Origin of the sequence: Rhodococcus sp. C-2, from assembly GCF_027854095.1 — a bacterium.
Taxonomy (GTDB): Bacteria; Actinomycetota; Actinomycetes; order Mycobacteriales; family Mycobacteriaceae; genus Rhodococcus_F; species Rhodococcus_F qingshengii.
The window spans coordinates 32,150-47,887 of record NZ_JAQGFI010000019.1 but is presented as its reverse complement, the minus strand read 5'-3'; the positions used below and the strand labels follow the sequence as shown (position 1 = coordinate 47,887).

At 60.6% G+C, this 15,738-nt stretch carries 17 protein-coding genes; 10 read left to right on the top strand and 7 right to left on the bottom strand.

Annotation, left to right across the window (positions count from 1 at the left end):
- Window positions 1-181 precede the first annotated feature (181 nt).
- The 3 genes from PCS43_RS30345 (at window position 182) to PCS43_RS30335 (ending at window position 2,462) form a co-directional block, all read left to right on the top strand.
- On the top strand, window positions 182-427 hold the full coding sequence (locus tag PCS43_RS30345) for a hypothetical protein (RefSeq protein ID WP_228401157.1): 246 nt from the start codon (window positions 182-184) through the stop codon (window positions 425-427).
- A gap of 125 nt (window positions 428-552) precedes the next feature.
- Window positions 553-2,142 (top strand): FAD-dependent oxidoreductase, encoded by a 1,590-nt coding sequence (locus PCS43_RS30340; RefSeq protein ID WP_209909241.1) that lies wholly within the window; start codon window positions 553-555, stop codon window positions 2,140-2,142.
- Entirely contained in the window at window positions 2,139-2,462 is a 324-nt protein-coding gene (locus PCS43_RS30335; RefSeq protein WP_007726052.1) for a 4Fe-4S dicluster domain-containing protein, read from the top strand. Before PCS43_RS30340 ends, PCS43_RS30335 begins: the two co-directional genes overlap by 4 nt.
- Here PCS43_RS30335 and PCS43_RS30330 read toward each other — a convergent pair.
- Complete coding sequence (locus PCS43_RS30330; RefSeq protein WP_003941279.1) at window positions 2,452-3,507, bottom strand: 2,3-butanediol dehydrogenase; 1,056 nt, start codon at window positions 3,505-3,507, stop codon at window positions 2,452-2,454. The two genes, PCS43_RS30335 and PCS43_RS30330, sit on opposite strands and share 11 nt — an antisense overlap.
- 175 nt (window positions 3,508-3,682) lie before the next feature.
- Between PCS43_RS30330 and PCS43_RS30325 the strand changes: the two genes are divergently transcribed.
- Complete coding sequence (locus PCS43_RS30325; protein ID WP_230587588.1) at window positions 3,683-4,177, top strand: DUF3558 family protein; 495 nt, start codon at window positions 3,683-3,685, stop codon at window positions 4,175-4,177.
- Between the two features lie 41 nt (window positions 4,178-4,218).
- A complete protein-coding gene (locus PCS43_RS30320; protein ID WP_007726060.1) occupies window positions 4,219-4,545 on the top strand; it encodes a hypothetical protein in 327 nt (108 codons plus the stop codon).
- 1 nt (window position 4,546) lies between these two features.
- Here the strand turns inward: PCS43_RS30320 and PCS43_RS30315 are convergent, their stop codons facing one another.
- The 3 genes from PCS43_RS30315 to PCS43_RS30305 all read right to left on the bottom strand — a co-directional run bounded on the left by PCS43_RS30315 (window position 4,547) and on the right by PCS43_RS30305 (window position 8,092).
- A complete protein-coding gene (locus PCS43_RS30315) occupies window positions 4,547-4,900 on the bottom strand; it encodes a UBP-type zinc finger domain-containing protein (RefSeq protein ID WP_003941317.1) in 354 nt (117 codons plus the stop codon).
- 69 nt (window positions 4,901-4,969) lie between these two features.
- Window positions 4,970-6,406, bottom strand: a complete 1,437-nt coding sequence (locus tag PCS43_RS30310; RefSeq protein ID WP_003941311.1) for an ATP-binding protein — start codon at window positions 6,404-6,406, stop codon at window positions 4,970-4,972.
- Window positions 6,407-6,415: 9 nt separating this feature from the next.
- Window positions 6,416-8,092 (bottom strand): FAD-dependent oxidoreductase, encoded by a 1,677-nt coding sequence (locus PCS43_RS30305; protein WP_209909237.1) that lies wholly within the window; start codon window positions 8,090-8,092, stop codon window positions 6,416-6,418.
- A 180-nt stretch (window positions 8,093-8,272) separates the two neighbouring features.
- Here PCS43_RS30305 and PCS43_RS30300 point away from each other — a divergent pair, with 180 nt between their 5' ends.
- Both PCS43_RS30300 and PCS43_RS30295 read left to right on the top strand, forming a co-directional pair.
- A complete protein-coding gene (locus PCS43_RS30300) occupies window positions 8,273-8,800 on the top strand; it encodes a DUF3558 domain-containing protein (protein ID WP_307848872.1) in 528 nt (175 codons plus the stop codon).
- 160 nt (window positions 8,801-8,960) lie between these two features.
- On the top strand, window positions 8,961-9,167 hold the full coding sequence (locus PCS43_RS30295) for a hypothetical protein (RefSeq protein WP_230793355.1): 207 nt from the start codon (window positions 8,961-8,963) through the stop codon (window positions 9,165-9,167).
- Between the two features lie 56 nt (window positions 9,168-9,223).
- Here PCS43_RS30295 and PCS43_RS30290 read toward each other — a convergent pair whose 3' ends face one another.
- A complete protein-coding gene (locus PCS43_RS30290; RefSeq protein WP_007726074.1) occupies window positions 9,224-9,685 on the bottom strand; it encodes a 6,7-dimethyl-8-ribityllumazine synthase in 462 nt (153 codons plus the stop codon).
- 46 nt (window positions 9,686-9,731) lie between these two features.
- On the bottom strand, window positions 9,732-10,244 hold the full coding sequence (locus PCS43_RS30285) for an Lrp/AsnC family transcriptional regulator (protein ID WP_003941343.1): 513 nt from the start codon (window positions 10,242-10,244) through the stop codon (window positions 9,732-9,734).
- Window positions 10,245-10,463: 219 nt separating this feature from the next.
- Here PCS43_RS30285 and PCS43_RS30280 point away from each other — a divergent pair, with 219 nt between their 5' ends.
- The 3 genes from PCS43_RS30280 (at window position 10,464) to PCS43_RS30270 (ending at window position 14,308) form a co-directional block, all read left to right on the top strand.
- Window positions 10,464-11,579, top strand: a complete 1,116-nt coding sequence (locus PCS43_RS30280) for a Glu/Leu/Phe/Val family dehydrogenase (protein ID WP_209909235.1) — start codon at window positions 10,464-10,466, stop codon at window positions 11,577-11,579.
- 129 nt (window positions 11,580-11,708) lie between these two features.
- Window positions 11,709-12,827: a methyltransferase gene (locus tag PCS43_RS30275; RefSeq protein WP_209909233.1), complete on the top strand. Its 1,119-nt coding sequence runs from the start codon at window positions 11,709-11,711 to the stop codon at window positions 12,825-12,827.
- A 113-nt stretch (window positions 12,828-12,940) separates the two neighbouring features.
- A complete protein-coding gene (locus PCS43_RS30270) occupies window positions 12,941-14,308 on the top strand; it encodes an acetamidase/formamidase family protein (protein WP_270923163.1) in 1,368 nt (455 codons plus the stop codon).
- 20 nt (window positions 14,309-14,328) lie between these two features.
- On the opposite strand, the gene PCS43_RS30265 is transcribed toward PCS43_RS30270, so the two are convergent.
- On the bottom strand, window positions 14,329-15,675 hold the full coding sequence (locus tag PCS43_RS30265; protein WP_047270244.1) for a T3SS (YopN, CesT) and YbjN peptide-binding chaperone 1: 1,347 nt from the start codon (window positions 15,673-15,675) through the stop codon (window positions 14,329-14,331).
- Window positions 15,676-15,738: the final 63 nt, after the last annotated feature.

Genomic DNA, 15,738 nt, shown 5'->3' with positions numbered 1-15,738 from the left:
CAGCGACAGTGTCCGTCGGCACGCTGGCTAGGGCCGTGTGCGTTGCATTACATGAGTGCCGTGAGTGGAAAACTATTTACCCACGTAGATCGGAATTCGAAGGTTTTGGCGCCCAAAGATATTCGACTCGACGCATATGTAACTCACCAAATTTGGTGTACCCGCAAGTAACATCCTGAGCGTGGCTAGACGATCGGTAACGGTGAGATTCGACGTAGAGGAACTGAGGGCCCTAGAGACCCTCCAAGAGCTCACGGGCGCGGACATTTCCAGCGTCATACGTGAAGCTGTGATCGAACATGCGCGTCGATGTGTCGCGCAGGGAAAGCCCCGCGACATCACCGAGCGACGCAAATCGCTGACCTTGCAGGAAGCCTTCGCCAAGTATTCCGCGTTGTGCACCGGTGAGGAGCGGGAAGCGTCGTAGCACATCTGTTGATGCGATGGTGACCGGTTGAGTTCACAGTGATTCTGACTGTGGCGCTGGGTAGTTCGTTCGAGGAATATTGCGGCAACAGAAGTGTTGCGTAGACCTCTGACAGGAGCTGGCCAGTGACGGACGTCCTCGAACTCTCCACCGATGTATTGGTGATCGGTGGTGGCCCCGCCGGCGCATGGGCAGCGTTGCGCGCGGCCAAGGCCGGTGCAGACGTCGTCCTGGTCGACAAGGGCTACTGCGGAACGAGCGGCGCAACGGCCCCCTCCGGAACGGGTGTTTGGTACGTCGAACCGGATACGACTGCCCGTGAGCGGGCAAAGGCCGGTCGTGAGGCGCTCGGCGGATATCTTGCCGACCACCATTGGATGGACCGCGTCCTCGAGCAGACCTACTCCAACATGGATCTCCTCGCGGTGGAGGGCAGATATCCGTTCCCCGTCGACTCCAGCACGGGCAAGCAGATCCGCACCGGCTTGCAGGGGCCTGAGTACATGCGACGGATGCGCACCTGGATTCGTCGAACCGGTGTGCGGATCCTCGATCATTCGCCGGCGCTGGAGTTGTTGGTGGACGACGCCGGGCGAGTTCGCGGAGCGGCGGGCTACCAACGCCACGAGCAACAGGATTACCGAGTCTCGGCAGGCGCGGTAGTGGTCGCCAGCGGAGGTTGTGCGTTTCTGTCCGGTGCGTTGGGTACCAACGTCGATACCGGTGACGGTGCATTGATGGCAGCCGAAGTCGGAGCGGAGTTCTCTGGGATGGAGTTCTCCAACGCGTACGGAATCGCAGCGGCCGGATCGACGATCACCAAGACGGCTTACTACGCGTACGCGACGTTCTTCCACGCAGACGGAAGAGTGCTCGAAGGGGCCGGTTCGGCGAAGGGGAGGTCCGTCATCGCCAGCACGTTGCGGAACGAGCCCGTGTTCGCGCAGATCGATCGGGCCGACGCCGAGGTGCAGCGTCGAATGAGGCTGGGGCAACCCAACTTCTTCCTACAATTCGATCGCCGCGGAATCGATCCCTTCACCGACAAATTCGAGGTCGGCATGCTCGCTGAAGGCACGGTGCGCGGCACTGGGGGAATCAACGTCGTCGACGACGATTGCGCGTCATCCGTTCCAGGTCTGTTTGCCGCCGGGGACGCAGCGACCCGAGAGCGAATCTGCGGAGGGTTTACCGGCGGGGGAAGTCACAACGCCGCGTGGGCGATGTCCTCTGGTTCATGGGCGGGAATCGGTGCTGCGCGCTATGCGCTGTCGGTCGGACGCGGGGCTACCAGTGGTCTACGCGGAGCCGGAACCGTCGGATTGCGTAATCCGGTACGAACCGGGTTTGCTGCCGACGATGTGGTGAAAGCTGCTCAGGCGCAGCTGATTCCCTTCGACAAGAACTACCTCCGCAGCGGTGATCGAGTATCCGCAGCGCTCGGTGAGCTCGAATCGCTGTGGGGTGCAGTGAGGTCGGATCTGGGCGCGGATCCAGCAGGTCGGATGGCGGCGCGGCAGGCTGCCGCGATCACGGCCGTCGGTCGCTGGATGTACCACTCGACGTTGGCGCGGACCGAGACTCGGGGAATGAGCAAGCGAGACGATTATCCCGAACTCGATGTGACGCAGCACCATCACGTCCTCACCGGCGGTTTGGATTCGGTGTGGACCCGGACTTCTGAATCTGTCGGGTCTGCACTGGTGGCGTCATGATCGAGCTGGTGTCCGCGCCTGACTGCATCGGCTGCGACAAGTGCGTAGACGTTTGTCCTACAGATGTTTTCGATCGGACGCCGTCGGGCGTCCCGGTGATTGCGCGCCAATCGGATTGCCAGACCTGCTTCATGTGTGAGGCATATTGCCCGACGGATGCGCTGTATGTGCATCCGCAATCCACGCCGTTGGAAACGGCCGATGTGATCGAGGACGATCACATCGGCCGCTACCGAGAGAAGATCGGATGGGGCAAAGGGCGGGCACCTGGGTCCCTGACTGCGGTGGGCCCGGAGGTGCCCCGTCCGGTCACGACCTGACGAGAATCTTGACTGCAGTGTCGTTGTGCTCGATCAGAGTGGTGAATCCTTCGGAGATCAATTCTTCGAGCTGAATACGACCGGTGATGAATGGCGCCAGATCGACGACACCGTCCTGGACCATCTTGATGACCGCTTCATGGTCGCGTACGTACGCGATGGTTCCGCGTAGGTCGATCTCCTTGAGGACCAGCTTCTGCATGTCGATGGTCGCGGGTTTGCCCCAAATCGACACGTTGACAACAACTCCAGCAGGCCTGACCGTGTCGAGCATGGTGTCGAGGACCGCGTTGACGCCTGCGCATTCGAAGCCGATGTCTGCGCCGATGCCTCCGCTGAGTTCGAGGACGCGCGCTTTGACGTCTTCGGTGGTGGGATCGATGACGTAGTCGGCTACGCCACTGGAGAGGGCCTTGGCCTTGCGGGCCTCGCTGAGTTCAGTGACGATCGTCGTGACACCCAGACCCTTGAGGACTGCCGCAACGAGGAGTCCGATTGGTCCGGCTCCGCCCACGATGGCGACGTTGCCGCTTTCGGCACCACTGCGTACGACTGCGTGATGGGCGACGCTCAACGGTTCGATGAGCGCTGCCTCATCGAGCGGGATGTTGCCGATCTTGTGGATCCAGCGACGGTCGACGACGACCTTCTCACTGAGCCCGCCACCACCGCCGGCCAAGCCGATGAACCCCATCTTCGTACACAGGTGGTAGTTGCCCGCCTTGCACGGGGCGCACTCGTTGCAGACGAAGTACGGCTCGACGACAACATTTTCGCCGACCTCGACGTCCGTGACACCTTCGCCGACCTCTTCGACGGTGCCGGAGAACTCGTGGCCCATCGTGACCGGCGCATTCTCGTGTGAGAGTGGATGCGGGTGTCCGGGTGCGGAGATGAAGATCGGTCCCTCGAGGTACTCGTGGAGATCGGTGCCGCAGATTCCGCACCATGCGACCTTCAGCTTGACTGTTCCTGGCCGCAATTCGGGCTCAGGAATCTCTTCGATCCGGATGTCTTTCTGCCCGTGGAACCGTGCTGCCTTCATTGATCCGCACCTCACTTCGTTGTGAATCCCCTGGTAGATCGACGTTAGGCCGATTGTTGGCGTGGGTGAAGGGTTGCAACGGAATGCAATGGGGTGGAACCGATCGGTCCTGGGGAGCGTCCAATACTGTGAGCGGGCCGCGAATGAGGGGAGTGCTGTGGAAGTGAGGGGGGCAGTGGTCTTGGTCGCGGCCGCGCTGTTGGTTGGGGGTTGTTCCTCGACGGTCGAGGGCGAGGCTTTCCCTGTCGATGTGATTGGGATGTTTGATCCGTGTGAGGTTCTCAGCAATGAGGAATTGGAGAGAGTCGGAGTTGACCCGGCAACAAAAGAGGTTGACATAGTCAACACCCATATCGATGGGTTCAATATATGCAAGTGGGAAGGATCTTGGTTCTTCCTCCGTCTGACTTCCACAACACACTCGCTTGCGGACGTCGAAGCAAATCCGGTGATGCGCGATCTACATCGAATTCAACTTGCCGGCCGAGAGGTCCTGATGTTCCAGGAACACAATGACAAGGCGGACACCGCGTGCAATATCGCCTTCGCGACTGCTCAGTCCACGGCGATGATTCGAGTGGGTGCGAAAGTCGGTGACCAGCGCCCCGAAACTTCGTGTGAACTGGTTGAGCGGGTAGGTCTGACCGTGTTACCGCTGCTTCCCGAATAACGCTCGGAAGAGATTCGACTCGTAGTGAATTGGAGTATGTGATGTCCGGTTTGTATCTGGAGAAGAGGGTCGCAGAGGATCTGGCGAAGGCGTGTGATGATCTAATTTCGCTGTTCAGGTCACTGTCGGACGATGCGAACTATCTCGGGCAAGTGGGAGGCTTCGGCACTCTCGGATCCGCCCGGGCACTGCAGGTTAAGTTCGAGGAAAAGGCGGTTGGCGGCCCGGATGCGCTCGTCGATGTGTTGGCGAGTCATATCGCGGTCGTGGAGGCAATGCAGGCTCAGTTTCAAGCCTGCATCGACAACGCATTGGATCAGGAGTCGTCGAACGTCTCGACTTTGAGGTCGATCGACCAACCGAACTGAGTCAGTGGATGTGTTGCTGCCAATCGGCTGGGACACGACCCTTAGGTCCCGGCGTCGGCTGATCTACGGGATGTGAAGTGGGCGCCGCCAATTCAGGTCCGTCGTACGCCTCGTTGGTTTCGAAGCTCCAGAACCAATCCTCACCGGGTTCGTAGCTCTGCATGAACGGATGCTTTGTCGAGGCCGCATGCTTGCTCGCGTGCTGTGACGGTGAGGAGTCGCAACACCCCACGTGACCGCATTGCGCGCATCGACGCAGGTGCACCCACCAACCGCCGCTCGCATCGCATTCAACGCATCCCGCGCCACTGGGCGGCACACTCGGATCGATCCCCGCTGGAAGTCCGTCGGTCATGGTCCACCCTCTCGCTGACTGAAGTCGGTCATTTCATCGTGCGCTTTGCCTACCGGCCGTGCAAGGTGGCTAGTCGTCGCGCGTATCCCGCGGTGGGCCCGCGATGGGCAGCAAAACTCTGAACCGGGTGTTACCGGGCTCCGACGTGACCCGAAGCTCACCACGATGCTTGCCGACCACAATTCGCCACGAAATATCAAGGCCGAGACCGGTTCCCTCACCAACAGGCTTAGTCGTGAAGAAGGGTTCGAAGATCCTGTCGATGACGTCATCGGGAATCCCGGCGCCGGTGTCGCAGATCTCGATGCACACGCGGTCGCCATCGCGGCTTGTCCGAACGGTGAGTGTTCCCGATCCGTCCATGGCAGACACCGCATTGTCGATCAGGTTGGTCCACACCTGATTGAGTTCGGCGGCGTAGGCGTCGATCGGAGGCAACGCAAGGTCGTACTCCTTGACGACTTCGATTCCGCTTCCGATCTTTTGCCCCAACATGATCAACGTGCTGTCGAGCAATTCGTGGACATCGATGGTCTGGAAGGGAGCGCGATCCATCTGTGAATACTGTTTGGCCGCACCGACGAGCGTCGAGATCCTCGTTGTGGAGTCGGCGATCTCGTTCATCAGGAGTTCGGATTCGATGGTGTAATTCAGCCAGCGAATTGCGCCTTCGAGTACGGACTCGTCAACGGCTGCAGCAACGTTCTCGAGCCAAGCGGTGTCGAGTCCAGCCTGCACGAAGGTCGGAGCCAGGTCCCAACCTTCTCGAATCGAATGATCCTCGAACCATTCACCCAACGAATCCTCCCGATCGGAGGCTTCGAGGGGAGTGAGCGTCGGCGCCTTGGCGACAACCTCTGCAACTTCCTCTTGAAGTCGCATGAGAGTGACGAGGGCATCGCGGTCGTAGGTGCCCGATGCAACCATTCCCAGTTTGTGACGCATACCTGCGACACGCTCGCGCAAAGAGGCTGTCGCTCGAACCGCCGCGGCTGCAGGGTTATTGAGCTCGTGAGTCAATCCGGCCGACAGTGATCCGAGTGCAAGGAGTCGCTCTCGCTGATCGATGATCTGCTGAGTGTTCTTCTTGCCGAAGAAAACACCTTCGAGCAGATGAACCGCCATCGGAAACCACTCGCGCATCGCGTTGCCGAATTTGTCGGCGTCCAGGACGAAAAACGTCGAAGGAGTCGTCACTCGCATCGACCCCGCGTAGACCTGCGGTACACGATCGCCGAGATACGCCGTCCAGCCTCCCGAGTAGACGCCGCGCTGGGTGGTCCTGTTGATCTCGATGTCTTCGCCGCCCGACAGCTTGGACAGCACCACCTCGCCCTCGATGAGGACGTAGAAGCAGGTGGCAGGCTCACCTTCGAGGTAGACCTGACCTCGATCGATCTCGGTGATATGGCCTGCCTGGCAGAGTGATTCGAGCTGATCGTCGGTGAGCTTCTCGAACAGGAACAGGGTGCGGAGCAAGTCTGGGCTGCATTCAGGAATGGACATCGAATCTCCCTATTGTTGAGCAAGATAGCGGTGGACGAACATCACGGCCATCGCGCCCTCTCCGACGGCCGACGCGACGCGCTTGGCCGATTCGGCGTGTACGTCCCCGGCGACAAACACTCCGGGGACACTGGTTTCGAGATGATGTGGTGCGCGGTCGAGCGGCCACCCGTCCGGTGTGACGCCTTCGGACGGAAGGTCCGGGCCGGCAAGAACGAAGCCATTTCCGTCGCGGACCACCACGTCTCCGAGCCAGTCGGTCAGGGGAGCGGCTCCGATGAAGATGAACAACCACTGAGCATCGACGGTGTCTTCTTCTCCGGTGGCTCTGTTACGCAGTGTGATTCGTTCGAGGTGATCGTCACCCTCAGCGCCGACTACCTCCGTGCACGTGCGCACGGTGATCTTCGGATTCTTTTCGATCTGCTGAATCAGGTAGTAGGACATCGAGGCTTCGAGCGAGTTGCCGCGAATGAGAATGGTGACGGACCTAGCTCCGCGGGAGAGATAGACCGCAGCTTGGCCTGCCGAATTGGCGCCGCCGACTATGTACACATCTTGTTCGCTGCACCGAGCGGCTTCGGTGACGGCTGACCCGTAGTAGACCCCTCGGCCGGTGTATGTATCGAGCCCCGGCGCCGACAGTTGGCGATAGGAAACACCGGTCGCCAAGATGACCGAATGGGCGTCGACCGACGAACCGTCGTCGAAACGCACGGTGCGGGCCGAGCCGTTGATTTCCAAACCGGTGACGTCTCGCGCGGTGATGACCTCGGCGCCGAACTTGGTTGCCTGGCGTCTTGCGCGATCGGCCAACTGTGCGCCGGAAACTCCGTCGGGGAAGCCGAGGTAGTTCTCGATTCGTGAACTCTGGCCGGCCTGACCGCCGGTCGCTCGCCGTTCGATGAGGACCGTCCGAAGTCCCTCCGAAGCGCCGTACAGGGCAGCTCCCAGACCCGCAGGGCCGCCGCCGATGACAACGAGATCGTAAAAGTCTTCGGAGAGAGTAGTACTCAACCCGAGCTTGTCGGCGAGTTCGGCGTCGGTGGGCTCGACGAGTACATCTCCATTGGGTGCGATGACGACGGGAAGCCGCAGTTCGTCGGTACCGGCAGCCGAGAGCAGTCGTTGGCCTTCCGGCTCGTCCGACATGTACCAGCGATAGGCAAGTTGGTTGCGTGCCAAGAACTCTCGAACGTCGGAGGATCGCTCGGACCAACGATGGCCGATCACCTTTGTTTCCTCGGCGGGGTGATGACTCGAACTTGCCCAGGCATCGAGCAGCGCATCGATGACGGGGTACAGCTTCTCTTCCGGCGGATCCCAAGGCTTGAGGAGGTAGTGGTCGAGGTCGACGACGTTGATGGCGTCGATCGCAGCATCGGTGTCGGCGTACGCGGTGAGGAGAACGCGACGAGCTACGGGATACAGGTCCATTGCCTGTTCGAGGAACTCGATTCCACTCAAACCGGGCATGCGGTAATCGGCGACGATCACAGCGACTGCATCGCCGCGAAGTTTCATTTCACGCAAGGTATCGAGAGCCTGGTCGCCGGACTCCGCACGAATGATTCGGTACTTCTCTCCGTACCGTTTGCGAAGGTCTCGAACGACGGCACGCGAAACACCAGGATCGTCGTCGACGCTGAGGATTGCTGGTTTGGCCGGGGCTTTCGGTGCGCTCACTCGGTGCCTTCCCGAAGTCGTAGTCAACCTCTCCAGTATGCGACTGCTGAGCTGAGCGTCAATCGCTGGAGATGCGCTCTGAGTGAACCAGGAATCGTGACCTGGGAATTTCAAGATTGCGGGAACCGATCGAGCCTCCGGTGCATCCAATACAGTGGGTCCACATCAACAGGGGGTGCCATGCGGGGGTCGGTGGGGGTTGGGCGACTGCTCATGGCTGGGGTGTTGGTGTGGGCTGCGGCAGGATGCAGCTCAGTCGTGGGGGGGGCGGCTGAGCCTGCATCCGGCCAAAAGGGTTTGTTCGATCCGTGCAAGGACATTCCGGACTCGGTTCTGGAGGAAGTGGGGCTTGATCCGGCTACCGAGGAAGCTGGTGCGGCGGGCGTGGAGCAGCCAGGATGGAAGATCTGTGGGTGGAGCGGGTCCTGGTATTTCTTGACCGTGTATTCATCGTCGTACACCGTCGACGATGTTCGACGGAATCCTGATTTCCGAGGGTTCGAGGAACTCACTGTCGGTGGGCGGCGTGGTATCGAGTATCAGCGCGTCGACGACGAGGACAACAATGGTTGCTACCTTGCTTTCTCGGTCGAACACGGCTCAATCTGGTTCAACGTAGAACGAAAGCTGTCTGAGGCTCGGCAAGAGTCCAGTTGTGTTGTTGTGCAGCGTCTGTCGGTCAATCTTGAACCGACGCTACCGAAATGAGGTCTCGGTGAGTGGGTCTGATCGAAGCAATGGGTCTGACGACTCGCGACTGGAAGTTGAGCCAGACATCGCACGTGATGTGGTTGCGGCATGCGAAGGGTTTCTTGGCGAACTCGATCAGATGCGCAGAAATCTGTTCGTGATTGCGAATGTTTCTGGAATGGGAACGCTCCAATCTGGAATCAACCTGGCCGAGAAGTTCTCCAAGAAAGCTAAGGATGGTGAAGATTCGTTGGAGAAGTCATTGAACAGCCACATCCAAGTGGTCACCGAGATGCGGGACTTCTTCCAGCAATGCGTCGACCGCTACGGCGAAGTCGACGACTCGAATGCCTCCGCACTGGCAAGCGTCGAGACCCCTCGATAGACACAAAAAATCTCGCTGAGCCGATGGCATTCGACTCAGCGAGACTTGGGTAACGACTAGTTGGTGGGCAGGGCCTTCAACGACTTGACGGTGGCGTCGACCGCGCGCGCAGCCTCGGCGCCCTTCTTCACGAAATGCGTGCTGAAGTAGTCGACGTGCTCGGCGTGCTCGTGGAAGTGATGCGGCGTCAAGACCACCGAGAAAACCGGAACGTCGGTGTCGAGCTGCACGCGCATCAGACCGTCGATGACAGCCGTTGCCACGAAGTCATGCCGGTAGATACCGCCGTCGACGACCAGACCTGCGGCAACGATCGCCTGGTAGCGGCCGGTCTTGGCCAACCGCCGGGCGTGCAGGGGGATCTCGAAAGCTCCCGGTACCTCGAAGAAATCAACCGTGTCCTTGGGGTAGCCGAGCTCGACTATCGCGTCGGTGAATCCGTCGCGTGCACGGTCGACGATGTTGCGATGCCACGTCGCCTGAATGAACGCGATGCGCTGTCCCTGGATCTCACTCATAACCATGAAACTAGCGCACTGGGAAGCATCGACGCGACCACCCGTCCTAGTCCTGCTGACGGGGGAAGGCGGTCGAACGACCCCAGCCGGCGTCATTGGTGAGGTGCTCGAGGAGAGGCTGAATTCGATACGGAAGGGGATTGGTCAGAGCGATGGTCGTGGTCGAATGCGTGACGCCTGGAAGTGACACGATCTGCTCGGCCAACTTCTGCAGGGCCGCGTGCGTCGAGGTGGCGACGCGAACGAGCAAATCCTCGCGACCGGTCGTGGCGTGAATTTCGATCACCTCGGGCAACTCGGTCAGACTCCGAGCGACTGCGCTGATCTTGCCCTGCTCGAGTTCCAGACCGACAAATGCCTGAATCGGGATACCGACCTCGGGGAGATTGAGATTCGGCCGAAACCCGGTGAGAAGTCCGTTGGATTCCATGCGCTTCATTCGCGACTGGACGGTGTTGCGGGCGACGCCCAACGAGTTGGCCAACTCGGCCACACTCATCCTCGAGTCCTTGCTGAGCAGACCGAGCAACTGGACGTCGAGCTTGTCGATGCTGAGCACTTTGTGAACCTCTCCTCAGTGATATGAGTCACTGGATGATCGAATTGACTAGTTCAAGAGATTTGCATTGACCAAATCGTAACTCAGGCAGAGCATTGGTTCCACGAATTGCTCAGCGGGATTCTCTTTGGGTTATTTGTCCCTAATAGTACCCAACGGCCAATTCGTCCCAATATTTCGACTGCGCCCCGTTTATCCTTCGGAAAGGTCTATCCCACAATGACTCTCACCGCCGAGCCCGTGAACTCCGTTGTTTCCCATGACGACACTGCGGGCGTGTTTGATCGCGCCGACTACCTGCGCGATTACCCCCACGAGCAGGTGAGCTTCTTCCAGGATCCCGCGAGCGGCCTCAAGGCCATCGTCGCCATCCACTCCACGACGCTCGGTCCCGCGCTCGGCGGAACGCGCTTCTACCCGTACTCCGACGAATCTGCCGCAGTCACAGACGTTTTGCGCCTCTCGCGCGGCATGACCTACAAGGCTGCGGTTGCCGGCGTCGACCTCGGCGGCGGCAAGGCTGTCATCATCGGCGACCCCGCAACGGCCAAGACCGACGAATTGCTCGGCGCCTACGCAAAATTCGTCCAGGCCCTCGGTGGCCGCTACATCACCGCTGGTGACGTCGGAACCAACTCCAACGATCTCGACATCATCGGTCGTAACACCGACTACGTCGTCGGCCGCAACGCCACGGTCGGCGGTTCCGGCGACAGCGCTCCGATGACGGCCCTCGGCGTATTCCAGTCGATGCGCGCCGCGGCACAGTCGCATTGGGGCACTCCGTCGCTCGCAGGCAAGACTGTTGGTGTCGAAGGCACAGGCAAGGTCGGCTACGAGCTGATCAAGCTCCTCCTCGCAGACGGCGCAACCGTTCTCGCGACCGACGTCAACGCCGCAGCGCTCGACCGTGTCAAGGCTGACTTCCCGCAGGTGAGCATCGTCGACAGCATCATCGACGCCGATCTCGACGTTTACGCACCCTGCGCGATGGGCGCAACCCTCACAGACACGACCGCACGCTCGATCAAGGCCGAGGTTGTCTGCGGCGCTGCCAACAACCAGCTCACCGTCCCCGAGGTCGAGAACATCCTCCGCGACCGCGGCATCACCTGGACCCCTGACTACGTGGCGAACGGCGGCGGCCTCATCCAGGTCGCCGGCGAGCTGAAGGGCAACTCGGCCGAAGAGGTCAAGCTCAAGGTCGAGAAGATCTTCGACACGGTCACCGAGATCTTCGCGAAGTCGAAGAAGGACGGAATCCTCGCCGGCGAGGCTGCTGACGCGGTCGCCGAGGCTCGGATCGCCGAGGCAGCTCGCGTCGCCAAGGGCTGACATCCCTCTCGCAGTCATGTAGCGCGGCCGGTCCCGACTAGTGTGGACACCAGACGAGCAGATTTTGCAGATCTGGACCACATCAGCCGGTAGACCGGCCGCTATGCGTCGGACGCCGGAAGGGCTTACATGACTGAACAATTCGCTGTGTGGACCGAGAACGACGCCGAGCGATCGGCCCGTTGGGGTTCGACGAGCAACGCCCCGGCGCCCAAGCGCATCGTCGTCGCCGACGACACGATGAAGGCCGACGACGCCTATCGCTTGGCATGCGAAGGCACGGCGTTGTTGTGGCGCGGAGATTTTCAGAACGCTCGCCAACTGTCGAAGGCCGTCGCGTCGCGCATCGACCGCAAGCCGCGCCGAGCGTCCGACGACCCAGCCAAAGCCTTCCATCTCCACCGGCAGACCCAAGGACGCCGCGCGCAGATCCTCGGCATGCTGCTCATTCCCTTGGATGCAGATCTGTCGATTCCACTCCGGCGAGCCCCGGACGCGCAAGTCGCGTTGACCGAAGCTTTCGGGATTACCGGTGAGCCTTCGGTTCGCTCGTTGCGTGACATCCTCGGCGCGATCGGCGCTCACGAGTGGCACCGCAAAGGTGTTTTCATCGAGGCTCTCGACGCACGAGTGCATCCCGCCTTCGGAGTGTTCTCACCCGTCCGCGGGGAGTATGTCGATCTTGTCGCGTCTGCTCCGCTACCGTCGACGGAATCTGCTTTCGATATCGGAACAGGTACCGGCGTTCTTGCTGCCGTCCTGGCGCGGCGTGGAGTTCAGACAGTGACGGCCACCGACCAGGACCCCCGGGCATTGCAATGCGCGCGCACCAACCTCTCGCGGCTTGGCTACGGCGATCAGGTGACCGTGGTGGAAGCCGATCTCTTTCCCGAAGGCACCGCTCCGTTGGTGGTGTGCAATCCTCCCTGGATTCCGGCCAAGGCCACCTCGCCCATCGAATACGCTGTCTATGACCCCGCTGGAGCGATGCTGAAGGGCTTCCTGACTGGTGTCGCAGCGCATCTGGACGACGGGGGAGAAGCGTGGCTGATCCTCTCGGACATTGCCGAACACCTCGGTCTCCGAACGCGATCCGAACTACACGATCTGATTGCGGCCGGTGGGCTCACTGTTGTCGACCGCATGGACGTCAAACCGACGCACGCAAAGGTCAGTGACCGAACCGATGCGCTTCACGCCGCCCGGGCACGTGAAACGACGTCGCTGTGGCGGCTTCGCCGTCGCTGAATTCATTCTCAGTCAACGGTATTTTCCTGCCATGAAATGGTAATGAACGAGTAACAAATCGGGTCTAGCTTTCTTCGCAGTCGCACATCGTCACGCACTCCGGAGGAATCTCGATGGAATACACTCTTGCCCGCAACGCAGCCGAAGACCTGACGAAAGGTCTTGGCCGACGCGGATTCATGAGGGCAGTCGCTGCCCTCGGTGCGGGCGTAGGAGTTGCCGGTGTGGCTTCGGGATGCGCGCACTCGAACGCGTCACCGGCTGGATCGTCCTCCTCTGCACTACCGTTCGCCGATGGCATTCCGATTCTGCAACCGGGCAGCGGAAACGTCAGTGGCGATCACTATCTGAGTTCGGATCCGTCGGACGTCATGTGGGGTTATGTGCCCAACATCCACACCCGCGAGGTGATGCGGATGAAGTCGGGCCAGACCGTCACGATCGACGCCCTCTCGCACGAGGGAATTCTCGAGGATCAAGGGCGCAATCCTCTCGAATACTTCGGTAGCAAAGGCGTTTCCGAGAAGGACGTGCTCGAGGATGCGATTGCGGTTGCGGCCGAATACAACCGAACCGAACGAAACTTCGACAAGGACGGACCGCACGTCGTCACCGGCCCGGTCTTCGTCGAAGGCGCCCAGCCTGGAGACGTACTCAAGATCGAGACTCTCGAAGCCATTCCCCGCGTGCCGTACGGCGTTGTGTCGAGCAGACACGGCAAGGGCGCTCTCGCCGTCACAGCAGACGGAACCGCTCCAGCGGGAATCACTCTGGACGAAGTCATGCCGCCGGTCGCCACAGACGGGCGCGCAACAAAGGACCCGTTGAAGTACGGCGGTGTTTCCACTTTCACGGCGATCGAAGACGGCAAGGGCGTGATGCCTTTCGGACAGTCGAAGGTGCGGTTTCCCCTGCGGCCCTTCATGGGAATGATGGGAGTTGCCTATTCTGCGGATGCAGACCCGACATCCCCGTCGTCGAACTCCATTCCTCCGACCCTGGGCGGCGGAAACATCGACATCAGGCATCTCGGTGTCGGATCAACCTTCTATTTGCCGGTATTCGCTGAAGGCGCCCTCTTCTACGTCGGTGACCCCCACATGGCCATGGGTGACGGTGAGGCGGCGCTGACGGCGATGGAAGGATCGCTGCGCGGCACGTTCCGACTCAGCGTGTGCAAGAAGGATTCCGGTGACGCTCCATCGGTGGCTTTCGGATACCCGTTCGCCGAGACCGAGGAGGCCTGGATTCCGATCGGCCTGTCCGACCCCAACGGTTCGGTCGGTGGGCAGAACAGTGACCTCAACGGCGCCATGCGGCGCGCGGTGGTCAACGCACTCGACTTCCTCGAGCACGATCGCGGTATGGATCGAGCGACGGCCTACGCCTATCTTTCTGCCGCAGCCGATTTCACGGTCTCACAGGTAGTCGATCGAACCGTGGGCGTCCACGGACAGATCTTCAAATCCCACTTCGAATAGAGGGAAGGCGATCCGTCGTGTCAGGACGGATCGTCGAAGAGACTCTGTTGCAAGGGATCGGCAAACAGGCCCATCTGCTCAGGTTGCGGCTTTGCCGGCGTCTCGGTTCGAGAATTGGGCAGGACCACCAGTCGCAAAGCCCCGCGCAGACGGTCGACCATGAGTTCCCACCCGCCGACCTGATCCTCGTATCCTGCAGCCTCTTCGGCGTCTCCGCGACTGTGGGCGTCCACAGCCTGACTACGCAGCTGAATCTGCCATTCGTTGCTGATGTGGAGGAGCTGAAGAATCAGATCGCGATCACGACCACAGACATCGGCTACCGCGTCGAGATCCTCGGCCACGTCCAGATCGAGGTGCAGCAGGGTCTCGAGTTCGGGAGGCAGGTCCTCGGCCGTCAGATCGGGCTGCAGTGAGGAGGAGTCACCGCTCTTGTTCGCGAAGAAGAGGTCTCCGCCGACGCGTGCGGCGAACTCGTCGTCCACGGTACGCAGGAACGACGTCAGGGCGGCGCACGTATCGGTGAGTTGCTTGGGAACGAATGGCGAACCCGCCACCTCGAGGAACACCGACAGACGGTCGTCGATCAAGACGAACTTGATGCGCGACCACTTGCGGTTGAGATCGGCGATGACCTCGGCTGCACGGGTGCGGTTGCTGATGTCCTGAACGAGCGGCGAGAACAACTGCACGTCCATGGACTCGGAAAGTGGACCGACGAACATGACAGTCGAACCGACACGAATGGGTATGTCGCCGTCGCTGTCTCGCTCGGGAAGAGTGCCGAGCATGGGAAGCAAAGCGAGAGTGACCAACTCCTTGAGATGGTCGATGTCGTTGGGCATGTAGGCCGCGGTGGGGTCGAGGGTCGGAAGTTCTGTCGACTCGACGACCGACGGATCGAAATCCGGAGTCTGCTCGTTGCCGGTGAGATCGCTGGATAGAAAAGCCGGGTGCTGCACACCGAACACATCACGGAATGCAGCGACAGTCATCGCTGCGAGCTGATCGGCCCAGTTCTGCGCCTTGTCGACGCAGAAGGCGGGGGAGTTGTTCGGATCCTCGAGATTCTCGGAAGGCGGATTCCAGCCGAGTGCGATCAACTTTTGTTCGTCGGCATCTTCGAGTCGATAGCGCGGATGAAGGAAGTCGTTGGAAGGAACCTCGCAGCGGACTGTGTTCTCGTCCCACACGAGGAACTGAACGCATGGCGCTGCGCCGTCAGCTGGATCGAAGTCGCCGGTGGACGATTCCACGGCAAGAACGTCGCCGTCGACCATGATGGAAATGTGATCGCCGAGGCGACGTTGAAATTCTGCCCACGCCCGGTCGACACTGACATCGAGATCGAAGCCCATTGCGCTCATCAGCCACCTCCTTCCGCAAAAGCTCAGACCTATACGGTATCGCGAGGCTCCGACAATGCTGCT

Bases quoted from the DNA above. Each gene is read 5' to 3' on its own strand.
- PCS43_RS30335 (WP_007726052.1), top strand. From the start codon at position 2,139: ATGATCGAGCTGGTGTCCGCGCCTGACTGCATCGGCTGCGACAAGTGC.
- PCS43_RS30330 (WP_003941279.1), bottom strand. From the start codon at position 3,507: ATGAAGGCAGCACGGTTCCACGGGCAGAAAGACATCCGGATCGAAGAG.
- PCS43_RS30320 (WP_007726060.1), top strand. From the start codon at position 4,219: ATGTCCGGTTTGTATCTGGAGAAGAGGGTCGCAGAGGATCTGGCGAAG.
- PCS43_RS30315 (WP_003941317.1), bottom strand. From the start codon at position 4,900: ATGACCGACGGACTTCCAGCGGGGATCGATCCGAGTGTGCCGCCCAGT.
- PCS43_RS30310 (WP_003941311.1), bottom strand. From the start codon at position 6,406: ATGTCCATTCCTGAATGCAGCCCAGACTTGCTCCGCACCCTGTTCCTG.
- PCS43_RS30300 (WP_307848872.1), top strand. From the start codon at position 8,273: ATGCGGGGGTCGGTGGGGGTTGGGCGACTGCTCATGGCTGGGGTGTTG.
- PCS43_RS30295 (WP_230793355.1), top strand. From the start codon at position 8,961: ATGGGAACGCTCCAATCTGGAATCAACCTGGCCGAGAAGTTCTCCAAG.
- PCS43_RS30290 (WP_007726074.1), bottom strand. From the start codon at position 9,685: ATGAGTGAGATCCAGGGACAGCGCATCGCGTTCATTCAGGCGACGTGG.
- PCS43_RS30280 (WP_209909235.1), top strand. From the start codon at position 10,464: ATGACTCTCACCGCCGAGCCCGTGAACTCCGTTGTTTCCCATGACGAC.
- PCS43_RS30275 (WP_209909233.1), top strand. From the start codon at position 11,709: ATGACTGAACAATTCGCTGTGTGGACCGAGAACGACGCCGAGCGATCG.
- PCS43_RS30270 (WP_270923163.1), top strand. From the start codon at position 12,941: ATGGAATACACTCTTGCCCGCAACGCAGCCGAAGACCTGACGAAAGGT.
- PCS43_RS30265 (WP_047270244.1), bottom strand. From the start codon at position 15,675: ATGAGCGCAATGGGCTTCGATCTCGATGTCAGTGTCGACCGGGCGTGG.